At 57.1% G+C, this 20,806-nt stretch carries 18 protein-coding genes; 17 read left to right on the top strand and 1 reads right to left on the bottom strand.

Annotated features, from left to right (window positions below; genetic code table 11):
- The 15 genes from modA to BMY49_RS10280 all read left to right on the top strand — a co-directional run bounded on the left by modA (position 1) and on the right by BMY49_RS10280 (position 17,242).
- Positions 1–768: a molybdate ABC transporter substrate-binding protein gene (modA, locus tag BMY49_RS10350; protein ID WP_074211564.1), complete on the top strand. Its 768-nt coding sequence runs from the start codon at positions 1–3 to the stop codon at positions 766–768.
- Positions 768–1,436 (top strand): molybdate ABC transporter permease subunit, encoded by a 669-nt coding sequence (gene modB, locus BMY49_RS10345; protein ID WP_054640951.1) that lies wholly within the window; start codon positions 768–770, stop codon positions 1,434–1,436. Before modA ends, modB begins: the two co-directional genes overlap by 1 nt.
- Entirely contained in the window at positions 1,429–2,562 is a 1,134-nt protein-coding gene (locus BMY49_RS10340) for an ABC transporter ATP-binding protein (protein ID WP_244154947.1), read from the top strand. The genes modB and BMY49_RS10340 overlap by 8 nt, the downstream gene beginning before the upstream one ends.
- On the top strand, positions 2,559–3,080 hold the full coding sequence (locus tag BMY49_RS10335; protein WP_054640950.1) for a DUF192 domain-containing protein: 522 nt from the start codon (positions 2,559–2,561) through the stop codon (positions 3,078–3,080). The genes BMY49_RS10340 and BMY49_RS10335 overlap by 4 nt, the downstream gene beginning before the upstream one ends.
- A 258-nt stretch (positions 3,081–3,338) precedes the next feature.
- Complete coding sequence (locus BMY49_RS10330; RefSeq protein ID WP_089675522.1) at positions 3,339–4,349, top strand: DctP family TRAP transporter solute-binding subunit; 1,011 nt, start codon at positions 3,339–3,341, stop codon at positions 4,347–4,349.
- A 60-nt stretch (positions 4,350–4,409) separates the two neighbouring features.
- Positions 4,410–4,889 (top strand): TRAP transporter small permease, encoded by a 480-nt coding sequence (locus tag BMY49_RS10325; RefSeq protein ID WP_044628679.1) that lies wholly within the window; start codon positions 4,410–4,412, stop codon positions 4,887–4,889.
- A complete protein-coding gene (locus tag BMY49_RS10320) occupies positions 4,879–6,180 on the top strand; it encodes a TRAP transporter large permease (RefSeq protein WP_054644999.1) in 1,302 nt (433 codons plus the stop codon). The genes BMY49_RS10325 and BMY49_RS10320 overlap by 11 nt, the downstream gene beginning before the upstream one ends.
- 398 nt (positions 6,181–6,578) lie before the next feature.
- The gene (locus tag BMY49_RS10315; protein ID WP_089675521.1) at positions 6,579–7,559 is read left to right on the top strand and encodes a TAXI family TRAP transporter solute-binding subunit; all 981 of its coding nucleotides are present in this window, start codon (positions 6,579–6,581) and stop codon (positions 7,557–7,559) included.
- A gap of 135 nt (positions 7,560–7,694) precedes the next feature.
- Complete coding sequence (locus BMY49_RS10310; protein ID WP_044628676.1) at positions 7,695–10,295, top strand: TRAP transporter permease; 2,601 nt, start codon at positions 7,695–7,697, stop codon at positions 10,293–10,295.
- 10 nt (positions 10,296–10,305) lie between these two features.
- Positions 10,306–10,734 carry a universal stress protein gene (locus BMY49_RS10305; RefSeq protein WP_044628675.1) on the top strand — a complete coding sequence of 143 codons (429 nt, stop codon included), beginning with the start codon at positions 10,306–10,308 and terminating at the stop codon, positions 10,732–10,734.
- Positions 10,735–11,016: 282 nt separating this feature from the next.
- Positions 11,017–11,838, top strand: a complete 822-nt coding sequence (locus BMY49_RS10300) for a DUF2189 domain-containing protein (RefSeq protein WP_089675520.1) — start codon at positions 11,017–11,019, stop codon at positions 11,836–11,838.
- Between the two features lie 151 nt (positions 11,839–11,989).
- Positions 11,990–12,517, top strand: a complete 528-nt coding sequence (locus BMY49_RS10295) for a putative pterin-binding protein (protein ID WP_054640948.1) — start codon at positions 11,990–11,992, stop codon at positions 12,515–12,517.
- Complete coding sequence (locus tag BMY49_RS10290; RefSeq protein WP_089675519.1) at positions 12,507–14,750, top strand: ATP-binding protein; 2,244 nt, start codon at positions 12,507–12,509, stop codon at positions 14,748–14,750. The genes BMY49_RS10295 and BMY49_RS10290 overlap by 11 nt, the downstream gene beginning before the upstream one ends.
- The gene (gene nosP / locus BMY49_RS10285) at positions 14,731–15,888 is read left to right on the top strand and encodes a nitric oxide-sensing protein NosP (RefSeq protein ID WP_228168320.1); all 1,158 of its coding nucleotides are present in this window, start codon (positions 14,731–14,733) and stop codon (positions 15,886–15,888) included. Before BMY49_RS10290 ends, nosP begins: the two co-directional genes overlap by 20 nt.
- Positions 15,866–17,242: an ATP-binding response regulator gene (locus tag BMY49_RS10280; protein ID WP_044628672.1), complete on the top strand. Its 1,377-nt coding sequence runs from the start codon at positions 15,866–15,868 to the stop codon at positions 17,240–17,242. Before nosP ends, BMY49_RS10280 begins: the two co-directional genes overlap by 23 nt.
- Here BMY49_RS10280 and BMY49_RS10275 read toward each other — a convergent pair.
- Positions 17,239–17,919, bottom strand: coding sequence for a response regulator (locus BMY49_RS10275; RefSeq protein WP_058577195.1), 681 nt, complete (start codon positions 17,917–17,919; stop codon positions 17,239–17,241). The two genes, BMY49_RS10280 and BMY49_RS10275, sit on opposite strands and share 4 nt — an antisense overlap.
- Positions 17,920–18,036: 117 nt before the next feature.
- On the opposite strand from BMY49_RS10275, the gene exaC reads away from it, so the two are divergent.
- Together exaC and adhP are read left to right on the top strand one after the other, a co-directional pair.
- Complete coding sequence (gene exaC / locus BMY49_RS10270; RefSeq protein WP_062360648.1) at positions 18,037–19,557, top strand: acetaldehyde dehydrogenase ExaC; 1,521 nt, start codon at positions 18,037–18,039, stop codon at positions 19,555–19,557.
- Between the two features lie 120 nt (positions 19,558–19,677).
- Positions 19,678–20,706 carry an alcohol dehydrogenase AdhP gene (adhP, locus tag BMY49_RS10265; protein WP_172416473.1) on the top strand — a complete coding sequence of 343 codons (1,029 nt, stop codon included), beginning with the start codon at positions 19,678–19,680 and terminating at the stop codon, positions 20,704–20,706.
- The last annotated feature ends 100 nt before the right edge of the window (positions 20,707–20,806 follow it).

Below are 20,806 nucleotides of genomic sequence, written 5' to 3'. Positions count from 1 at the left end.
ATGCGCTTACTGCTGTTGCTATGCGGTTGGCTGTTAAGCGCGCCTGTGATGGCGGGCGCGCCCATCGTGGCGGCGGCGTCTAGCCTGCAGTTCGCCCTGGAGGAAGCCGCCGCCCAGTTTACCCAGCAGACCGGGCACACGCTGCGGCTGAACTTCGGCTCCTCCGGCAACTTTCGTCGTCAAATCGCCCAAGGCGCGCCCTTCGAGCTGTTTTTGTCAGCAGATGAAGGGTTCGTTCAGGCGCTTTACGACGAGGGCTACGTGGATAACGCGGGCGTGATTTACGCCCGAGGACGGCTAGCCTGGGTACAGCCGGCTGGCCGTTACTCCGTACCCAGTGAGCAAGCGCCGCTTGCCGGCGTGCAGGAGGCCATTACCGCCTGGGAAGAGGGGCAGCGGCTGCGTATCGCCATTGCTAGCCCTGAACACGCCCCTTACGGCGTGGCTGCCCGAGACGTGTTGCAAAAGGCGGGCCTATGGGAAGCCAGCGAACCGCTGCGGGTGCAAGGGGAGAATGTCTCCCAGGCGATGCAGTTTGCCCTTTCCGACGAGGCGCGAGGTGGTTTGGTGGCTTATTCGTTAGCGGTGGCACCTGCGTTGGCTGAGCGCAGCGAGGCGGTGTTGATGCCTGAAACGTGGCATACGCCGCTGCGCCAGCGCATGGTGTTAACGCCGCAGGCTGGAGAAGTGGCTCACGCGTTTTACGAGTGGCTGCAACAGGCGGATGCGAAAGCGATTTTTGAAACCTACGGATTTAGTACCGATTAATGGACTGGTCGGCGTTCTCTGTCTCGCTGCGGCTCGCGGCGTTTACCTGTCTCTTCTTATTACCTCTAGGCATTTGGTGGGGGCGCGTGCTGGCGACCGCACAGTTCCGTGGCAAGGGGCTGTGTGAGGCGCTGATTGCGCTGCCGCTGGTGCTACCGCCTACGGTGCTGGGGTTTTATCTGCTTCAGCAGTTTGGCCGCGATGCGCCGTTAGGCGGTGCCTGGGCGGCGCTGACAGGGGGCGGGCTCAACTTTACCTTTAGCGGTATTTTGTTGGCTTCTCTGATTGCCAATCTCCCCTTTGCTATTCAGCCGATTCAGCGTGCCTTTGAGCATGTGCCTGCGAACCTGCGTGAGGCTGCGTGGTGCAGTGGGCTAAGCCCATGGCAAACCCTGTGGCGTATTGAATTGCCGCTGGTGTGGCCGGGCATTTTGTCGGCGGCAGCGCTAACCTTTGCGCACACACTGGGCGAGTTTGGCGTGATTTTGCTGGTCGGCGGTGCGATTGATGGCGAGACCCGCACGCTCTCTATTGCCATTTATGACCGCGTACAGGCCTTTGACGAGCAGGGCGCGGCGAGCATGTCTGCCCTCTTGCTGGCCATTTCTCTGGCAACCTTAGGCCTTGTCTATGGGCTCGCTGGCAAGCGCAGGTGGTCACGTGGATGATCTGATAGTGACGGCCCAACAGGCTGGCCCGATTCCGCTCAATGCCTCGTTTCGCTGCGCCCCTGGGGAGCTGCTGGCGCTGGTCGGGCCATCGGGAAGTGGTAAAACTACCTTGCTGCGCACCATTGCCGGGCTTTACCAGCCTCAGCAGGGCAGAGTGAGCTGCGCGGGCAGGGAGTGGTTTCTGGCCCAAAGCGGCCAGCGCCACTCACTGCCGCCGCAAGCGCGCCAGATTGGTATGGTGTTTCAGGATTATGCGCTGTTCCCTCATCTAACGGCGCTGCAGAACGTTCAGCTAGCCATAGGACACCTGCCCCGCGCTCAAAGGCGTGAACAGGCTGTTCAGTGGCTCACTAAAGTGCGCTTGGAAGGCTTAGAGGCGCGCTACCCCAGCGAGCTTTCCGGCGGCCAGCGCCAGCGAGTGGCCTTGGCTCGCGCCTTGGCCAGAGAACCCCAAGCGCTGCTGCTGGATGAGCCGTTCTCTGCGGTGGATCAGGTGACTCGCCGCCGCTTGCAGCGTGAGCTGGCGCTACTGCGCCAGCAAATTTCTATCCCCATTATTCTCGTCACCCACGACTTGGAAGAAGCCACCGCGCTCGCCGATCAAATCTGCGTGTTGCATAACGGGGTAAGCCTGCAGCAGGGCACACCTGAAGCGCTGTTTCGACAGCCCGCTTCGCCGCTTGTCGCTAGGCTGCTGGATCGCCATAACGTTTTTACCGGGCAGGTTGTCGAGACGGTCCATGGGCGACGCTTGCAGTGGGGGGAATGGCTGCTAGAAGTCAGCGAAGGTATCGCCCAGTGTGAAGTAGGAGAGTCATTGGCCTGGTACCTGCCGTCGTCGGATATTGTACTGCATCGTCGGGGACGGCCTTCCCAAGGCGAACGCGAAAACCCGGTGGCGGCGACGGTCAGTGAAATGGTGGTGTTGGGTGGCATGACATCAATCTCGCTGCGTGTTTCCCACGGAGATATGCTACGTTTCGACATCGCCACCCACGCGGCCAAACGTAACCAGCTTAGCTTGGGGGAAAGGGTGCACGTCTCGCTGCTGGCTGAGGGGATTCATCTTATGCCCGCGCAGCGTACCCACACGGCATCACACAACAAAAGGAACCTGTTATGACCCTGACACGCCGCCAACTGCTGAAAACCGCTGCCGGTGTTTCGCTTGCCGCCTGTTTACCCCTGTCGCTGTTAGCGGCTTGGGCAGCTGAACCCGCGCCAGCCAACACGCTGCCGCTGGCGATCCATAGCGAAGGTGGCCCGCACCGTCTCGATGTCGAAGTCGCCGAAACCGCTTCCCAGCGCCAGCGCGGCCTGATGGGACGTGAACATCTGCCAGAAACACGAGGCATGCTGTTTCGCTTCGAGCGTGAGCAGCCCGCTGGTAACGCCTTTTGGATGTACCGCACGCTGATTCCGCTGGATATCGCGTATATCGACGGCGAAGGGCGCATCGTTGCTATAAACACGATGCCACCCTGCGAATCTGATGCCCCCCAGGAGTGCCCCTCTTATCCTGCCGGGACGGCCTACCATGCGGCGCTGGAAGTTAACGCGGGTTACTTTGCGGAACGTGGCATACAGGTAGGCGACTGTGTCTCGGTGCCTGCGCTGGCCGGTTTTTGCCGCCCTGAGTAATGCGCTATTTCATGCTCTGGCGAGTAGCCTTTTAGCGCAAGCCTATGAAACGCCCTGACGCTGATGCGCGGGGCGTTTTGCGAAGTAGACACCTGAGGATAACTCACTGAGTTGCCAAGACCGACCTTAGATGGCTTCCTTTCGCTTGCTAACTGCCTACAATGGGCGTGTGCCTGTTGCCTTTCACTGGGCCGGGCATCTCATAAGAACCGCAAAAAGTATTGATAAAAAAAGAACGGATAAAAAGGATCGATAATAATGACGCTGACACGCTCTATGGCTCGTTTTACCGCTGGCTTAGCTGGCGCTGCACTGCTCTCGGCTGCTTTTTCCGCGCAAGCGCGCGAACTCTCGGTCTCTACCGTGCTATCGGATGCTTTTCCTTGGGGCCAAGCCGCCGAGAAGTGGGCGGAATTGGTAGAAGAGCGCAGCGGTGGTGAACTCACTCTGCGGGTCTACCCCAACTCTCAGCTGGTGTCGGGTGACCAAACCCGCGAGTTTTCCGCCATGCGCTCTGGGCTGATTGATGCCGCCGTGGGTTCAACCATCAACTGGTCGCCCCAAGTGCCGGAATTGAACCTGTTCTCTTTGCCGTTCTTTATTCCTGATGAAACCGCTGTCGATGCCGTGACCGGCGGGGATGCGGGCACTATGGTGTTCGAGGCGATTGAGTCCCGTGGCGTTATTCCGCTGGCCTGGGGGGAAAATGGCTTCCGTCAGGTATCCAACTCCCGTGGCCCTATCAGCCAGCCGGAGGATCTGGATGGCCTGAAGATCCGTGTAGTGGGCTCGCCGCTGTTCCAGGATACGTTCTCCGCTTTAGGCGCTGACCCTACGCAGATGAGCTGGACCGACGCCCAACCGGCCCTCACCACGGGTGCGGTCGATGGCCAGGAGAACCCGCTTTCCGTATTTGATGTGGCGCGTATTGACCAGGTGGGCCAAGAGCATCTAACGCTCTGGAACTACATGAACGACCCGCTTGTTTTTGCCGTTAATCAGCAGGTATGGCAGTCGCTGAGTGAAGAGCAGCAGGCCATGCTGCGTGAGACAGCCGAAGAAGCGGGCGCGTGGGAAATTGCCATGACCCGTGAGCAGGAGAGCGAGCGTTTAGCCGCGATTCAAGAGCGTGGTGTCACGGTAACCGAGCTGACCGATGAGCAGTACCAGGCGTTTGTGGATGCCACTCAGTCGGTGTACGAAAAATGGACTCCGCGCATTGGTGAAGAGGTGGTAAATGCCGCCCAAGCCGCTATCGACGCACGTTAATTCTTCGAGGGTTTTGACTGCCGCTTAACCAGGGCGGCGGTTCTTTGCTGTGAGGCTGCCATGAAAGGCTTTCCTGATGCACGCCCAGAGCGCTGGCTAGGTGCGCTGGCGCTGATTGTGATTTCATTGATTAGCCTGGGTAATGTGATCACTCGTTACCTTACAGGTGGCTCATTTTCGTTCACGGAAGAGTTTTCCGTCTTTCTATTGGTCGTGCTGACCTTTGCCGGTGCGTCGGTAGCATTACGCCGCGACCGGCATATCCGCATTGGCTTTTTAGAGCGTGCCCTGCCTGAGCGGTGGCGGGGCGCGCTGATTCTTTTTCAAGCCCTGTGTGGCCTGATCGTATTGGGTTTAATTACTTGGTATGGCGGCAAGTTGGCGTGGCAGGAATATCAGTGGGAGTCACTGTCGCCTGGGTTAGGCCTGCCCCAGTGGTGGTACTTGGTGTGGCTGCCTATTTTGTCTGCTGCCATGCTATGGCGCTTGGTGCAGCAAACCCGTGACCGTTTGAAAGGGGAGCTAACCAGTGACGCCTGATATTTGGATGATTTTGGCATTTGCCGGGCTGTTAATTGCTGGCGTACCGGTGGCGTTTTCCTTGGCGCTTTCTGGTGCGGTGGGCATCGTGCTTGGGCTCTCGCCGGATATGCTGGCCACCCTGGGTACCAATACCTATAACAGCATCGCTAAATACCCTCTCATTGCGATTCCACTGTTTATTCTCACCGGGCTGATTTTTGAGCGAGCAGGCGTGGCGCTGCGTTTGGTGCGTTTTGCCCAGGCGCTCATTGGGCCCCGTCACGGTGGGCTGGCGCTGGTTGCGGTATTGGTGTGCATGATTATGGGCGGCATGAGCGGCTCTGGCCCCGCTGACGCCGCTGCCGTGGCCATGGTGATGCTGCCTAGCATGACGAAAGCAGGCTACCCCAAGCCGTTTTCGGCCACGCTCATTGCGGCTTCGGCATCCACGGCTATCTTAATTCCGCCTTCAGTGGCGCTGATTCTCTACTCGATTGTGGTGCCGGGCGTTGATCTGCGTGCGCTGTTCGCCGCAGGGCTTTTCCCTGGTGTGCTAGCGGGTTTGGCGCTGCTGGTACCGGCGATGCTGGTCGCCAAGCGTTACGGTTGGGAAGGCACGCCGGTAGAGGGAGCCGAAAAACTGACGGTACGCGGAACCTTCCGCGAGGCGCTGCCTGCTTTGTTTGCGCCAGTGCTGATTTTAGGTGGGCTGCGCTCAGGACTGTTTACCCCCACGGAAGCCGCCGTGGTGGCCGTTGCCTATGGGGCGGTGGTAGGCCTGTTTCTTACCCGAGAGCTGACACTTCGGGATGTGTGGGAGCTACTGGGGGAAGCGGCGATTATCTCTGGCGTAGTGATGCTGATTATCGCACTGGCGGGAATTTTTGCCTGGTCAGGCACGATGCTCGGCACCTTCCGCCATTTAGCGGAATGGATCATCAGCCTGACTGATAACGGCGTCTTGCTGTTGATACTGGTGATGTTGGCGGTACTGGTGGCGGGCATGCTGCTGGATGCGATTTCGATTTATCTGATCATGATGCCAATTCTGATTCCGGTGATGCAGCATTTTGAGTGGAATCCGGTATGGTTTGGTATTTTGCTGGCGATGAATATTGCCATTGGTCAATTTACGCCTCCGGTGGCGGTGAACCTGATGGTGACCACGGAAGTTGCCAAGATACGCCTAGAGCATACGATTGGCTGGGCGCTGCTGTTTGTGGTTGCCATGGGGGGCGCTTTGGCACTGGTGGCGATATTTCCCAGCATTGCTCTTTGGCTGCCCACGGTGTTGGGCTATAGCGTCTAATGATCAATCGAGATAACCAATAAGCGATGGCCTATGCCAATATGACATGATGTTTAACGTTTACTAAACGTTACCGGCTATTAGACTGGCGACAGACGTGCAAACAAGCGAGAAAGTATGGCAATGCCTAAGTGAAAGCCTTTAGGAAAAGCGCTTAGGCCAAACTCCTGAGAGAGTAGCTAGCGTCATCACGCTGCCTGCGGTGCAGGCATAAAATTGTCTCGTACTTCGCCAATTAGCAGTTTTTTCGCTAAAGTAGGAACAGTCGGCACTAAATGCCGAGATCGATAACAGACTGTCTTGACAACGTTTTGGAGCCGAAACACCTGAAGGGAGCCGTTCTGCAGATGGCTTCAAAGCGCATAACGCTCACAACATCAAGATAAAGAGGTGTGTTCATGAAACGCCATGTATTTTCTACCGCGGCTTTCTCAGGCGCGTTCATTGCGGCGGCAACCTTTGCCTCTCCGGCCGTTGCCCAGGAGCGCTACATCACCATCGGTACTGGAGGTCAAACCGGTGTTTACTATGTCGTTGGTCAGTCGGTGTGCCGCATGGTTAACCGTGGCAGCGATGAGCACAACATCCGTTGTAACGCCCCGTCTACCGGTGGTTCCGTTGCTAACGTCAACGGCATGAAGAGCGGTGAGCTGGATATGGGCGTTGTGCAGTCTGACGTTCAGTACCGCGCTTACCACGGTGAGTCCAACTTTGAAGAAGAAGGCGCTTGGGAAGATATGCGTGCCGTCTTCACCATGCACGGTGAGCCGCTGACCGTGGTGGCCCGCGCGGATTCCGGAATCGAGGACATCAGCGATTTCCCAGGCAAGCGCGTCAACATCGGTAACCCTGGTTCTGGCCAGCGCAATACCATGGACGTGGTCATGGATGCGTTCGGTTGGGATGAAGACACCTTCGCACTGGCGTCTCAGCTCGACGCGGCTGAGCAGGCAGCTGCCCTGTCTGACAACAACATCGATGCCATGGTGTACGTGGTAGGCCACCCGAACGGCTCTATCCAAGAAGCGACCACCACCATTGATGCGCGTCTGGTCTCTGTGACCGGTGACGAAATCGACGGTTTGATCGAAGAGTACCCCTACTACACCCGTTCTGTGATTCCGGGTGGCCTTTACCGTGGTAACGACGAAGATGTCGAAACTTTCGGTGTGGCGGCAACCTTCGTTTCTTCCACCGCTGTTGATGAAGACATTGTTTACGAAACGGTGAAAGCAGTATTCGAAAACTTCGATCGCTTCAAGCGTCTGCACCCGGCGTTCGAGAACCTCAACGAAGAAGACATGATCTCTGACGGCTTGACCGCGCCGCTGCACGATGGTGCGGCACGTTACTACCGTGAGCGTGGCTGGATCGAATAAGTCGTAAAAAGAGTGATGCTACTGACGGAAGGTGAGTAGCGTCGCTTTGAGTTGCAAAGCGCGGGCACCTTGGGTGTCCGCGCTTCTTGTTGAGAGCGCTGATTGTCAGCGCTGACCATTAGGCAGGGCAAGCGTATGCGTGATGACAAACAACCTTCGGCAGCCGCTGAGAACGACCTGGAGGATATGGTCGCTTCCAGCGATACAGGGGCACGGAAACCCTTAGGCGTACCCGGTAAGCTGCTGGTGAGTATTGCAGCAGTGTGGTCGCTGTTTCAGCTATGGATTGCATCGCCACTTCCCTATATTGTTGGCTTCGGCGTATTTAGCGCCACGGAAGCGCGCTCGATTCATTTAGCGTTTGCGCTCTTTTTAGCCTTTATGGCGTACCCCGCCTTTAAGCGCTCTCCTCGTGATCGTGTGCCCTTAGCTGATTGGGCATTGGCAGCGGTAGCGGCGTTTTGCGGCGCCTATCTGTTTATTTTCTATGCTGATTTGGCCCAGCGGCCTGGGTTGCCGATTACCCAGGATATTATCGTGGGCGTTGTTGGCATTCTGATGCTGTTAGAGGCGACTCGTCGCGCATTAGGGCCGCCCCTGATGATCGTGGCGGCGGTGTTTATTGCTTACTCGTTGTTTGGCCCTTACATGCCGGGCATTTTGGCCCACCGCGGCGTTAGTCTGGGTGGTTTGATTAACCACCAGTGGCTAGGTACCCAAGGGGTGTTTGGTATTGCGCTGGGGGTCTCGACCAGCTTTGTTTTCCTGTTTGTACTGTTTGGTGCGTTGCTGGATAAAGCGGGCGCCGGTAACTACTTCATCAAAGTGGCGTTCTCGCTGCTTGGCCACTTCAAAGGCGGCCCAGCCAAAGCGGCAGTGGTAGCCTCTGGTATGACTGGTTTGATCTCGGGGTCGTCGATTGCCAATACCGTTACCACTGGCACCTTTACGATTCCGATGATGAAGCGAGTCGGCTTTAGCGCGGAAAAAGCGGGGGCGGTGGAAGTATCGTCTTCGGTGAATGGCCAGATCATGCCGCCCGTCATGGGGGCTGCTGCTTTCTTGATGGTGGAATACGTGGGTATTCCTTATGTCGACGTCATCAAGCACGCTTTCTTACCGGCGCTGATCTCCTATATCGCGCTGATCTACATTGTTCACTTGGAAGCGCTCAAGGCCAATATGAAAGGCCTGCCGTCCAGCAATCCGGCACGCCCGTTGCTGAACAAAGTGATCGGCTTTATGACCGGTTTGCTGCTGCTGATGGGCCTCTCCATCGCCGTCTACTACGGCTTGGGCTGGTTAAAGCCGGTACTGGGTGAAGCGACCCCCTGGGTGGTCTCTGTAGGGCTGGCGATTGTATATGTCGGCTTGTTGAAAGTAGGCGCTAACTACCCTGAGCTGGAGATGGACGACCCCAACTCAGAGGTCGTGAAGCTGCCGCAAACTCGCCCGACGGTCATGGTCGGCCTACACTATATTCTGCCGGTTGTCGTGTTGGTGTGGTGCTTGATGGTGGAGCGCCTTTCGCCTGGGTTGTCAGCGTTCTGGGCCACCATGTTTATGATTTTCATCATGGTTACCCAGCGCCCGATCATCGCGATTTTCCGTGGCCGCAGCCAAATGGCGGCCGATATCAAAGAAGGCTTTAAGGATCTGTGGGATGGCCTGGTGACGGGTGCCCGCAACATGATTGGTATCGGTATTGCGACTGCCACGGCGGGTATCGTCGTGGGTGCGGTCTCCCAAACGGGGGTAGGCCTAGTGCTCGCGGACGTAGTGGAAATTCTCTCAGGCGGTAACCTGATGATGATTCTACTGCTGACGGCTCTGCTGAGTTTGATTCTGGGTATGGGCTTGCCAACAACGGCGAACTACATCGTGGTATCGGCGCTGATGGCTCCGGTGATTGTGCTGCTGGGCCAGCAAAATGGCCTGATCGTACCGCTAATTGCTGTGCACCTGTTCGTGTTCTACTTCGGCATCATGGCGGATGTCACGCCGCCTGTGGGGCTGGCCTCTTTTGCTGCGGCGGCAGTTTCTGGCGGTGACCCGCTACGTACCGGCTTCCAGGCGTTTTACTACAGCCTGCGTACCGCCGCACTGCCGTTCCTGTTCATCTTCAACACGGATTTGCTGTTGATCGATGTCACGGTGATGCAGGGCATTGTGGTGTTTATTGTCGCCACCATCGCCATGCTGATCTTTGCGGCAGGTACACAAGGCTACATGCTGACTCGGAACCGCTGGTATGAGTCGCTGCTCCTACTGTTAGTGGCCTTCACCTTGTTCCGCCCTGGCTTCTGGATGGATAAAATCCATGACCCCTACGAGTCGGTGCCACCTGCGCAATTTGCCGAGGCACTGGGCCGGGTCGATGACGGTAGCAACCTGCGCGTGCAAATTGCCGGTGAAGACGATTTCGGGGCGCCGATGACCACCTATATGCTCGTCCCCGTGCCGCGCGGTGAAACAGGCGAAGAGCGCATGGCCAACCTGGGCATAGAGCTTTACGAAGATGGCGACCAAACCCTGGTCGATTTCGTCGAGTTCGGCAGTCAGGCGGCTGAGCTAGGCTTCGATTTCGATCAAGAGATCCTCGAAGTGCTGGCCCCGGTAGATCGTTGGACAAAAGAGTGGATGTGGTTACCCGCACTCGGCATCTTTGGCTTGGTCGTCGTGATGCAGCGTCGCCGTCGGCGTCGTGAAGAAGCCAACGAAGTGGCCGCTGTTTAAGGAGGTTGCTATGTACCATAAAGTGCTACTCCCCGTAGACTTGAACGAAGAGGCCTCATGGAAGAAAGCGTTGCCCACGGCGATAACGCTGTGCCAAACCTTTGGCGCATCGCTGCACGTGGTGACGGTACTACCGGAATTTAAAATGCCCATGGTTGGCGCTTACTTTCCGAAAAACTTCTCTGAAAAAGCGCATGCGGCGGTGAAAGAAGCGCAGCATAAATTCATTCAGGAACATGTGCCTGAAGGGATCAAAACCCAAAGTGTGATTGTTGATGGCTCACCATGGGAGGCCATCATCAAGGTCGGCAAGAAGATTGATGCCGATTTAATTGTGATGGCATCCCATACTAAGCGTAAATTCGTCGATTACGTACTGGGCCCCAACGCCGAGCATGTCGTTCACCACGCTAAAGTGTCGGTGATGATCGTGCGGTAAGCGCAACGTGCGTCATAAAGCTCCAAGCCCCGGCTTGGAGCTTTTTTTTGGCTCGAATATAACGAAACGCTAACGCATCGAATTAATTGTCGTTAAAAGCGCCGATGAAGGATTTTTTGTACTGAGTGCCTTCAAAAGCATTCGCGAAGCAGCGGCTCAGCTACATTAATAGAACATTAAGCCATTAACGTTGGATTAATGGTCATCAATACACATGGTAGCTATTTCCCTTGGTGCTTGGGTCAGTGACAGCCATCTGGGGTAAATCACAGGAGTTACGCCATGAATGCAGTAACAACAAAAACACACGACCACTCATCCGGTGCGCCGAACGTTAAAATTATCATCAACAAAGTCGGGATGGACAGACCAAAGGCTTGGCTTGCCGCCGGTATGGAAGACTTCCGCCGTGCGACTGCCGTCAGTCTTTCGTATGGCATGTTTTGGGTGGGGTTGAGTATTGCCATTACCCTTGGTGCTTACACGCTGGGTTACTGGTATTGGCTATTGCCAATGATTGCTGGCTTCATGTTTATCGGGCCACTGGTGGCCGTTGGTTCCTATGGCATTAGCCTTGCCCTTGAGCGCGGACGTACCCCGAACTTGGGCGATGCGTTTGGTAGCTGGCGGCCCCATGCTGGGCAACTTGCCATGATGGGCGTCATGATGATGATCTTCTTTCTCGCCTGGATACGTCTGGCTACGCTGCTGTTTGCGCTGTTCTTTGGATTTGAAGTGCCCAGCCCGGCAACGCTATACACTACGCTGGTAACCACGCAGGAAGGCCTGAGTATGCTGGCCGTTGGCACAGTGGCAGGTGGCATTCTTGCCTTTGGCGCTTTCGCCATTAGCGTGGTCGCTATTCCAACTCTGATGGATCAAGATCTGACGTTCATGGAAGGCATCGAGGCTAGCGTGCGCTGCGTGGCGCGTAACTTCCGGACCATGCTGTTATGGGCTGCTATTTTAACCGGCTGCGTCGTCGTTGGGGTGATGACCTTCTACATCGGTCTGGCCCTCATACTGCCCGTGCTTGGTCACGCTAGCTGGCATGCCTACGAAGAACTCGTTCGGTTCGAGCCGGTCGAGAAGCTGAGTACTTAACGACATCTCCGCTACATTTCTCATCACTAAGTAAAAAAGTCGACATTCGACTGACCAATGAAAAGAGATGGCGTACCCTAACGCCATCTCTTTTTTTATTGCCTGGAGTGGCCGCTGCTGCGTCGTTTAGGCACTGCGATACGAGGAGTCGATGGTGAAAGCGTTGTTATTGGGGTGGACTATGCTGGCGTTCAGCATTCCCCATACGGGGCTAGCGGACGCGGCTGAGGCAGGCGTGGATAAATTGGCCACTCCTGATGGGCCCGTCATCCTCAAAATAGATGGTGAAGTAACGGCAGCCAACGTCGAGGAAGAGGCTCATTTTGACCGTGAGATGTTGGGCGCGCTGCCGCAGCACGCTTTTACGACCGGTACACCGTGGACCGAGGGAGCGAGCCACTACCGCGGCCCGCTGATGCGCACACTGCTCGAGCATGCAGGGGCCGAAGGCAACACCATTAACGTAGCGGCCTTGAACGGTTATGAGGCCGAAATTCCTATTGAGGATTTTTACGACTACGACGTTATTTTGGCACTAGAGCGGGACGGGCAGGCCATTCCTATCCGCGAATATGGCCCACTATGGGTGCTATATCCATTCGACCATGATGAGGCGCTGTTGAGCGAGCGTATGCGTTTCAGGGCAGTATGGCAGGTCATGCACATCAATGTCCGTTAGTGAGTCCGCTCGGGCACCCCGCCTGCTACGCTACCCGCGCCGCCTCAAGCTGGTAGCGATTATCACCGTACTGCTGTTTGCGGTTGCGTTGGTGGTGGCTGGCCTTTCGGCATGGCGGCAGGATAATTTGACGCAGAGTTTGCGAGAGGACACCGCCTGGGTGGTCTATAAACTCGACCGCGATGCCGTGCAATTGCTCAATCATTTGTTGGCCGACACGCGGGGCCGACTATCGCCTGCCGCCCAGGATGCCCTCAATCTTCGCTTCGAATTGCTCTATAGCCGGATCACCCTGCTGCGAGAGGGAGAGATTAGTTCTCTATTGCAAAGTATCAGTGCAGCGAGCGAGCTATTGGATCAGATTCAGCAGCAGCTCGACGCCCTCGATCCCATGTTCGAACCCCACGAGGATATGGATCGGCTGCCCGTCACGGCCTTGGAGAGCGAGCTTCAATCGCTTACCCGTTTGACCGAGCGCTTGGTGATTGCGATCAACGGTTATCTAGCGGAATCCGCCACCGAAGAGAGGGCGCTGCTAAGTACGCTCTATAAGCTGCTCATTTCGCTGCTGATTGGAATCAGCTTTGCCGTGTTGACGGTCATCGTCTTTTTGGTGCGTGAAATGCGCGAAAGCGCAGCGGCGCGTCGAGAACAAGAGCAGCTCAGTAAACAGCTCCAGGTCACAGCGAAGCAGGCCCAAGCGGCCAATCATGCAAAGTCAGACTTTCTCGCCATGGTCAGTCACGAAATTCGTACGCCGCTCAATGGTGTGATTGGCATGAGCGAGCTGCTGCGCGAGCCCGCCAGCCCCGCCCAGGTCGAAGACTATGCTCGCACTATTCACGATAGTGCCAATCAGTTACTGGCGATGATCAATGAGATCCTCGATTTTTCTAAAATCGAGGCCGGCCATTTGACCCTGGAGACGTCGCCTACGGCGCTGACGCCGCTAGTCGAAGGTGTCATGGCGCTATTCGAGCCAAGAGCGCAAGCAAAAGGGCTGCAACTATCGCTTCATGTGGACCCACTCGTGCCAGCATGGGTCATGATTGATGCGGGGCGTCTGCGACAGATACTGCTCAATCTCATTGCCAATGCGATCAAATTCACTGACTACGGCAGCGTCTCGGTACGCGTCTCCTCGACCGTCGGGCATTTGCTTTTTGATATCAGCGATACCGGTTGTGGTTTGAACAGTGAACAGCAAGAGACACTCTTCGAACCCTTTCAGCAGGCGGATGAGAGCGTCGCGCGCCGCTACGGCGGCACCGGTTTGGGATTGGCAATCTGTAAACGGCTGAGCGAAGCCATGCAGGGACGTCTGGGTGTCGACAGCACGCCGGGTCTAGGCAGTACGTTTTGGTGCGAACTGCCATTAGTCGAGGCTTCTCCTGTCAGCTCCCCACTGCCCGTTGAGCCAGCGCGAGATTTTGACGGTACCTCGTTGCTGCTGGTCGAGGACAATGCGGTCAATCGCAAAGTCGCGGTGGGACTTTTGTCGCGACTTGGTTGCGAGGTGGTGTGCGCAGAAAACGGCCGCGAAGCCCTTGCCATGGTACGACGCCAGCAGGTACATCTTATTTTTATGGACATACAGCTTCCTGATATCGACGGCGTGACGGTGACCCAGCGATTGCGTGAAATGGGCGGCTGGTGCAGCGAGGTGCCCATCGTGGCCATGACCGCAGGGGGAGCAGAGGATGATCGTCGCCGCTGTCTCGCTGCGGGTATGAATGACTACATCACCAAGCCGCTCTCGCTGTTGGCGCTGGGCAACGTGTTGGCGCTGCAGCTGTCAACGACACCAACACTGATGACGCCGATCCCTTCTGCGTTGCGTCAGGAAGAAGGCGACGCGGCCCTACTCAATGAAACGACGTTGGCCACCCTCGTCGGCTCGCTCGGGGCTGATAGTGTCGATCAACTGGCGGTGCTCTATCATCAGCAGGCGAGCGACTACATTGCCCAGCTTTCTGGCTACTTTGCTGCTGGGAGCACATCGAGTCGTGACCACTGGCGTCAGGTCGAGCGGCTAGCGCATCAACTGCGGGGCGAGTCAGTGAGCATGGGCGCAGAGCAGTTGGCTGCGCAAGCCAAGCGGTTGGAGAGCATGGCTGCGCTTGACGAGGCATCGCTCGAGGCGCTAACAGCGTGTTTTGACACGCTGCGTCACTGCGCTGCACGAACTTATGCCGCGCTGGAGAGATGGCGTCGTGACCACCCACTTCACTAATCATGGTTTGAGTGCGGCCGCGAGCCGTGAGCCCAACCCTCAGGATGCTGCCCATGCGCTGGCTCTCGCGCTGTGTCACGAGCACGCCGGTTTCGTGCTGTTCTTTTGTAGCGCTGAGTATCCGTTGTCGCAGCTAGCGGACGCGCTTTGTCAGGCGTTTGGTGAGCTTCCAGTCAGTGGCTGTACGACGGCAGGTGAGCTGACGCCCGATGGCTACGATCGCGGCTCTATTGTCGCCATCTGTTTCGATAGACGCTTGTTTGCCGTCGAGACCGCGCTGATCGATGACCTCGAACACTTTGATTTGCCCACCGCTCAACCGCTGGTCGATGGGCTACTGGAGCGCTGTCGTCGCCAAGCTGTCGCACCGGTCAACGAGCACAGCTTTGCCCTGACGCTGCTGGATGGGCTATCCAGCCGTGAAGAGCAGGTGCTGGCAACGCTGGATGCGGCCTTGGGGCGCATCCCAAGCTTTGGCGGTTCCGCAGGGGACGATAACCACTTAACCCATACCCATGTATACGCCAACGGGCGCTTCCATACCCGTGCGGCGGTGGTGGTCATGATGAATACTCGGCTACCGTTTGAAGTATTCTCCACCCACCACCTTGAGCCACTCGAGCACAAGCTAGTGGTCACCGCTGCGGATCGTGAGCGCCGCCGCGTGCTGGAGCTTAACGGTGTCCCCGCGGCCGAACTGTATGCCGCGCTGGTGGGCTGTTCGGTTGAGGCGCTTGCGCCTCCCATTTTTGCCCAGCACCCGCTGGCGGTACACCTGGGCGGCCAGCACTATATTCGCTCGATTCAACGGGTTAATGATGACGGCAGCCTGAGCTTCTACTGCGCGGTGGAAAACGGCATTGTGCTGACTGCCATGCAGCCCACGCCGCTGCTCACCGATTTAGCCCATATGCTGCAGCGAGTGGAAGCCCGCTTAGGCGAGCCCGCTGCGATTATTGGCTGCGACTGCTTTTTGCGACGGATGGCGCTGGAGTCGTTGGGGCAACTTGACCAGGCATCGACGCTGCTGCGCCAAGCCCGTGTCGTGGGATTTAATACCTACGGCGAGCAGCACCACGGCATGCATGTGAACCAGACGTTTACGGGGGTGGCCTTTGGCGCTCTTCCAACTCCCTGATTCGCAACAAGGCGATGATATTGCGGCCCTGCGTGAAGAGAACCACCGACTACGCAAAGTGTGTACGGCGTTAATGGAGCGAGTGGAATCCGGCGGTAGCCCTAATGGCGCGCCCTATGCAGCCTTTGAGCGCTCGGTGCTGCTTGCCGAACAGGTGCGCGAGCGCACCGACGCGCTGCACCGCACGTTGGATGAACTAAGCCAGGTCAATGCTCGTTTGCTGGCAGCCAACGCTGAAGCCCACGCGGCTAACGTCTCTAAAACCAAGTTTTTGGCCGCCGTTAGCCATGACCTTTTACAACCGCTCAATGCGGCACGGCTGTTTGCCAGCGCCCTGGAAACCCATGCACTACCTGAGTCCTCCCAGGCGCTTGTCGGCCATATCGGGCGCTCGCTGAAAGATGTCGAGGGCTTGCTTGGGACGCTGGTGGATATTTCCCGCTTAGATGCCGGAGTGCTTCATGCCGATAAAGCTCCCTTTGCCGTAAGTACGCTGCTGGATGCGCTGGCGGAGGAGTATCGCCAAGTGGCAGGGGTACGCGGGCTCACCCTTCACTATGTACCTTCGCGGGTGTGGGTGGAGTCCGATTTAGCGCTGCTGGCGCGGGTGGTGCGTAATTTCCTTAGCAATGCGGTGCGCTACACCGAGCACGGCCACCTGCTGTTAGGCTGCCGCCGCCGGGCCGATGGCCTGGAGATTATGGTGGGTGATACTGGCCCCGGTATTCCAGAGCCCCAGCGCAAAGCCATTTTTCTGGAGTTTCGTCGCGCCAGCCAGCCACAGGCCAACCACAGTCGCGGCCTGGGGCTGGGTCTAGCCATTGTCGATCGTATTAGTACCATGTTGGATCACCCCGTCACACTGGCATCACGGCTAGGTCATGGCTCGCTGTTCTCTATTTTGGTGCCCTACGCAGCCTCTTGCGGCGCGTTAGAAGGCGCATCCAGCCCGGTGCCATCCGCGCAGTGGGGCGATGACCCGCTGCAGGGCTGTGTGGTGTGGGTGGTGGATGATGACCCCGCCATTACCGAAGGGATGCAGGCGCTGCTGGGCAGTTGGGGGTGTCGGGTACGGGCAGCGGCGACGGTGAGCGCGCTGGAAGCGGCTAGCGACGGCGAGCGCCCGGCGGTGCTGCTGGTGGATTACCATTTAGGGGAGCACCGTGAGAACGGCATCGACTTAGCTGCTCGGCTGCGCCGCCGCTATCCTGGGTTAGCCACAGTGGTAATTACCGCCAACCATGAAGCTTCGTTAAAGCGGGCCACCCGAGAGGCGGGAATGCACTGCTTGTTAAAACCGCTTAAACCACTGCGCTTGAAGATGCTGTTAGGTACGCTGTTAGAGGGCCGTTAACGCGCCATTCGCTTGGCGATGTAGCCGTTTAAATCCTCCTCTCCGGCCATCACAATGGCGTGTACCCGGCTGGTGGCGCCCAGTTTTCGCAAAATAGCCGATACATGGGTCTTTACCGTGGTTTCAGCAATGTCCAGTTCTCGGGCAATCTGCTTGTTGGACATTCCCTGACTCATACAGCCCAACACGTCTAGCTGTTTGTCGGTGAGCCGGGGCAGGCGGCTCGGTTTATCCTCCGAATCTTCGCCTGCTGCCGCAGGTATTGCTCGGGGAGGAGGGCGTCGCATGATATCGGCGGGCAGGTAGAGTTGGCCCTGGAGAATTTGCTGTAGCGCGCTAAGAAGCTGCTCCCTTGGCGTTGATTTTGGAATATAGCCCACGGCCCCCAGAGTAATCGCATCCAGCACCAGCTGGCGCTCTTGATGGGCTGACACGATGGCAACGGGCAGCCCGGGGAAGGTCTCCCGTAGGGTTTTCAGCCCCTCTAACCCATCGGCATCCGGCAGGCTTAAATCTAAGAGCAGCAGGTCTAACCCTTCCAAGGCTTCAATGTGTGCCATGGCCCCCGCTAGGCTGTCGGTTTCCAGCAGTTGGGCATCGGTGAATCCGCTGCTGATCACCGCGTGCAGCGCATCGCGGAACAGCGGATGATCATCTGCGACTAACAGCGAGTACATGGCGTCTCCTTCCAAGGGATGAGGGTGCGTCCTGCCATCGGGCTATATCGAGAATGGCGCGAATGACCAACACTGGGTAGGCACCTTTTAATAATCATAATACTCAGGAGCAGTACCATGATCTACGCCAACCCAGGTGAAGCGGGCTCTGTTGTTTCGTTTGAGAAACGCTATGGTAACTACATTGGCGGTGAGTTTGTTCCCCCAGTGAAGGGCCAATACTTCGACAACATTAGCCCAGTTAATGGCAAAGTGTTCTGTGAAATTCCCCGCTCTAGCGCTGAAGATATCGAAAAAGCGCTGGATGCCGCCCATAAAGCCGCTCCGGCGTGGGGCAAGACCTCGGTACAAGAGCGCAGTAACATCCTGCTCAAAATCGCCGACCGTCTCGAGCAAAACCTCGAAATGCTGGCCGTGGCCGAAACGTGGGACAACGGCAAAGCGGTGCGTGAAACCCTCAATGCGGACATTCCGCTGGCTGTTGACCACTTCCGCTACTTTGCAGGCTGCCTGCGCTCCCAAGAGGGCACCGCCGCTGATATTGATGCCAACACGGTGGCGTACCACTTCCACGAGCCGTTGGGCGTGGTAGGGCAAATTATTCCGTGGAACTTCCCGATTTTGATGGCGGCTTGGAAACTAGGTCCGGCGCTGGCAGCGGGTAACTGCGTGGTGCTGAAGCCTGCCGAACAAACCCCAGCGTCAATTTTGAAAGTGGTAGAAGTGATCGGCGATCTGTTGCCTCCAGGCGTGCTGAACATCGTTAATGGCTTTGGCGCAGAGGCAGGCCAAGCGCTGGCTACCAGTAAACGCATCGCTAAGATCGCCTTTACCGGCTCGACGCCGGTGGGCTCACATATTTTGAAGTGCGCGGCAGAGAATATTATTCCTTCCACGGTGGAGCTAGGCGGCAAATCTCCGAATATCTACTTTGCCGATATTATGAACGCCGAGCCGACGTTTATTGATAAGGCGGTAGAGGGGCTGGTGCTGGCCTTCTTTAACCAGGGCGAAGTGTGCACCTGCCCGTCGCGGGCGCTGATTCAAGAGAGCATGTACGACGAGTTCATGGCGAAAGTCATTGAGCGCACCAAGACCATCAAACGGGGTAACCCGCTGGATACCGACGTCCAGGTGGGCGCTCAGGCATCCCAAGAGCAGTTCGATAAGATTATGTCGTACATGGATATCGCTCGGGATGAAGGCGCTGAATTCCTTACCGGTGGCGACAAAGAAACGCTGGATGAAAGCATTAACAGCGGTTACTACATTCAGCCGACGCTGCTGAAAGGTAACAACCAGATGCGCGTGTTCCAAGAAGAGATCTTCGGCCCGGTAGTGGCGGTGACCACCTTTAAAGACGAAGAGGAAGCGCTGGCGATTGCCAACGACACCGAGTTTGGCTTGGGCGCGGGCGTTTGGAGCCGCGATATTAACGTGGCCTTCCGCATGGGGCGTGGCATTCAAGCGGGTCGCGTCTGGACAAACTGCTATCACCAGTACCCCGCCCACGTAGCCTTCGGCGGCTACAAGAAGTCAGGCGTTGGTCGTGAAACCCATAAAATGGCGCTTGGGCATTACCAGCAAACCAAAAGCCTGCTGGTCAGCTACGATATCAATCCGCTTGGGTTCTTCTAAACGTTTGTTATGTCGTCCCATCGCCCGGCCTAGGCCGGGCGATGCTGCACATCCTCTGGCGCTAACTCTACGGATAAGAGCAGCTTAGAACTTCCGTTAACCATTATTAGGAGTCGAATCATGGATAATACAATGCGGGCGGCCGTCGTGCGCGAGTTCGGACAGCCGTTAGTCATAGAAGAAGTCGATGTTCCACGCCCAAAGCAGGGGGAGGTATTGATGAAGGTGGCGGCCTCGGGGGTCTGCCATACGGATCTACACGCAGTGCACGGCGACTGGCCAGTCAAACCTTCACCTCCCTTTATTCCAGGGCATGAAGGCGTTGGGCATGTTGTGGCGGTCGGGGCCGGTGTCTCCCATGTCAAAGAGGGCGACCGTATTGGTGTTCCTTGGCTCTACTCGGCCTGCGGTTTTTGCGAACACTGCTTAGGCGGCTGGGAAACCTTATGTGAGTCCCAGCAAAATACCGGTTACAGCGTTAATGGTGGGTTTGCCGACTATACCTTGGCCGATGCGGGGTATGTGGGTCGGCTGCCGGATAACGTTGGCTTTGTCGAGCTGGCTCCGGTGCTGTGTGCCGGCGTAACGGTTTATAAAGGTTTAAAAATGACCGATACCCGCCCCGGCCAATGGGTGGTGATTTCGGGCATTGGTGGCCTTGGCCACATGGCAGTGCAGTATGCCAAAGCCATGGGGCTTAACGTGGCGGCTGTCGATATTGATGACGGCAAGCTGGCGCTGGCTGAGCGCTTGGGCGCGACGGTTACGGTAAACGCCATGAAAACCGACCCCGCGGCATACCTTAAAAAGACCATTGGCGGTGCCCATGGTGCGCTGGTCACCGCAGTGTCGCCGAAGGCCTTCGATCAGGCGCAAAATATGCTGCGCCGTGGCGGTACGCTGGTACTTAATGGCTTACCGCCAGGGGATTTTCCACTGCCCATCTTTAGCACCGTGCTCAATGGGATCACTATTCGTGGCTCGATTGTCGGTACGCGTAGCGACCTTCAGGAAGCGCTCGATTTTGCGGCGGAAGGTAAAGTGGAAGCCACCGTCGCAACGGATACACTGGACAATATCAACGATGTTTTTCAGCGCATGATAGACGGTAAAATCGAAGGGCGTATTGTGCTAGACATGGCGGGTTAAACGCCCAGAGCGCATAAAAAATCCCGGCCGCGTGGCCGGGATTCTTCGTTGTGCGCCAGGCATGGCGCGCAGCGCCTTGACTGGCGCTATTCCTGAGGGT

The organism is Vreelandella aquamarina, from assembly GCF_900110265.1.
GTDB lineage: Bacteria > Pseudomonadota > Gammaproteobacteria > Pseudomonadales > Halomonadaceae > Vreelandella > Vreelandella aquamarina.
The sequence above is the reverse complement of the archived record's forward strand: the minus strand, read 5'-3'. Positions and strand labels throughout refer to the sequence as shown.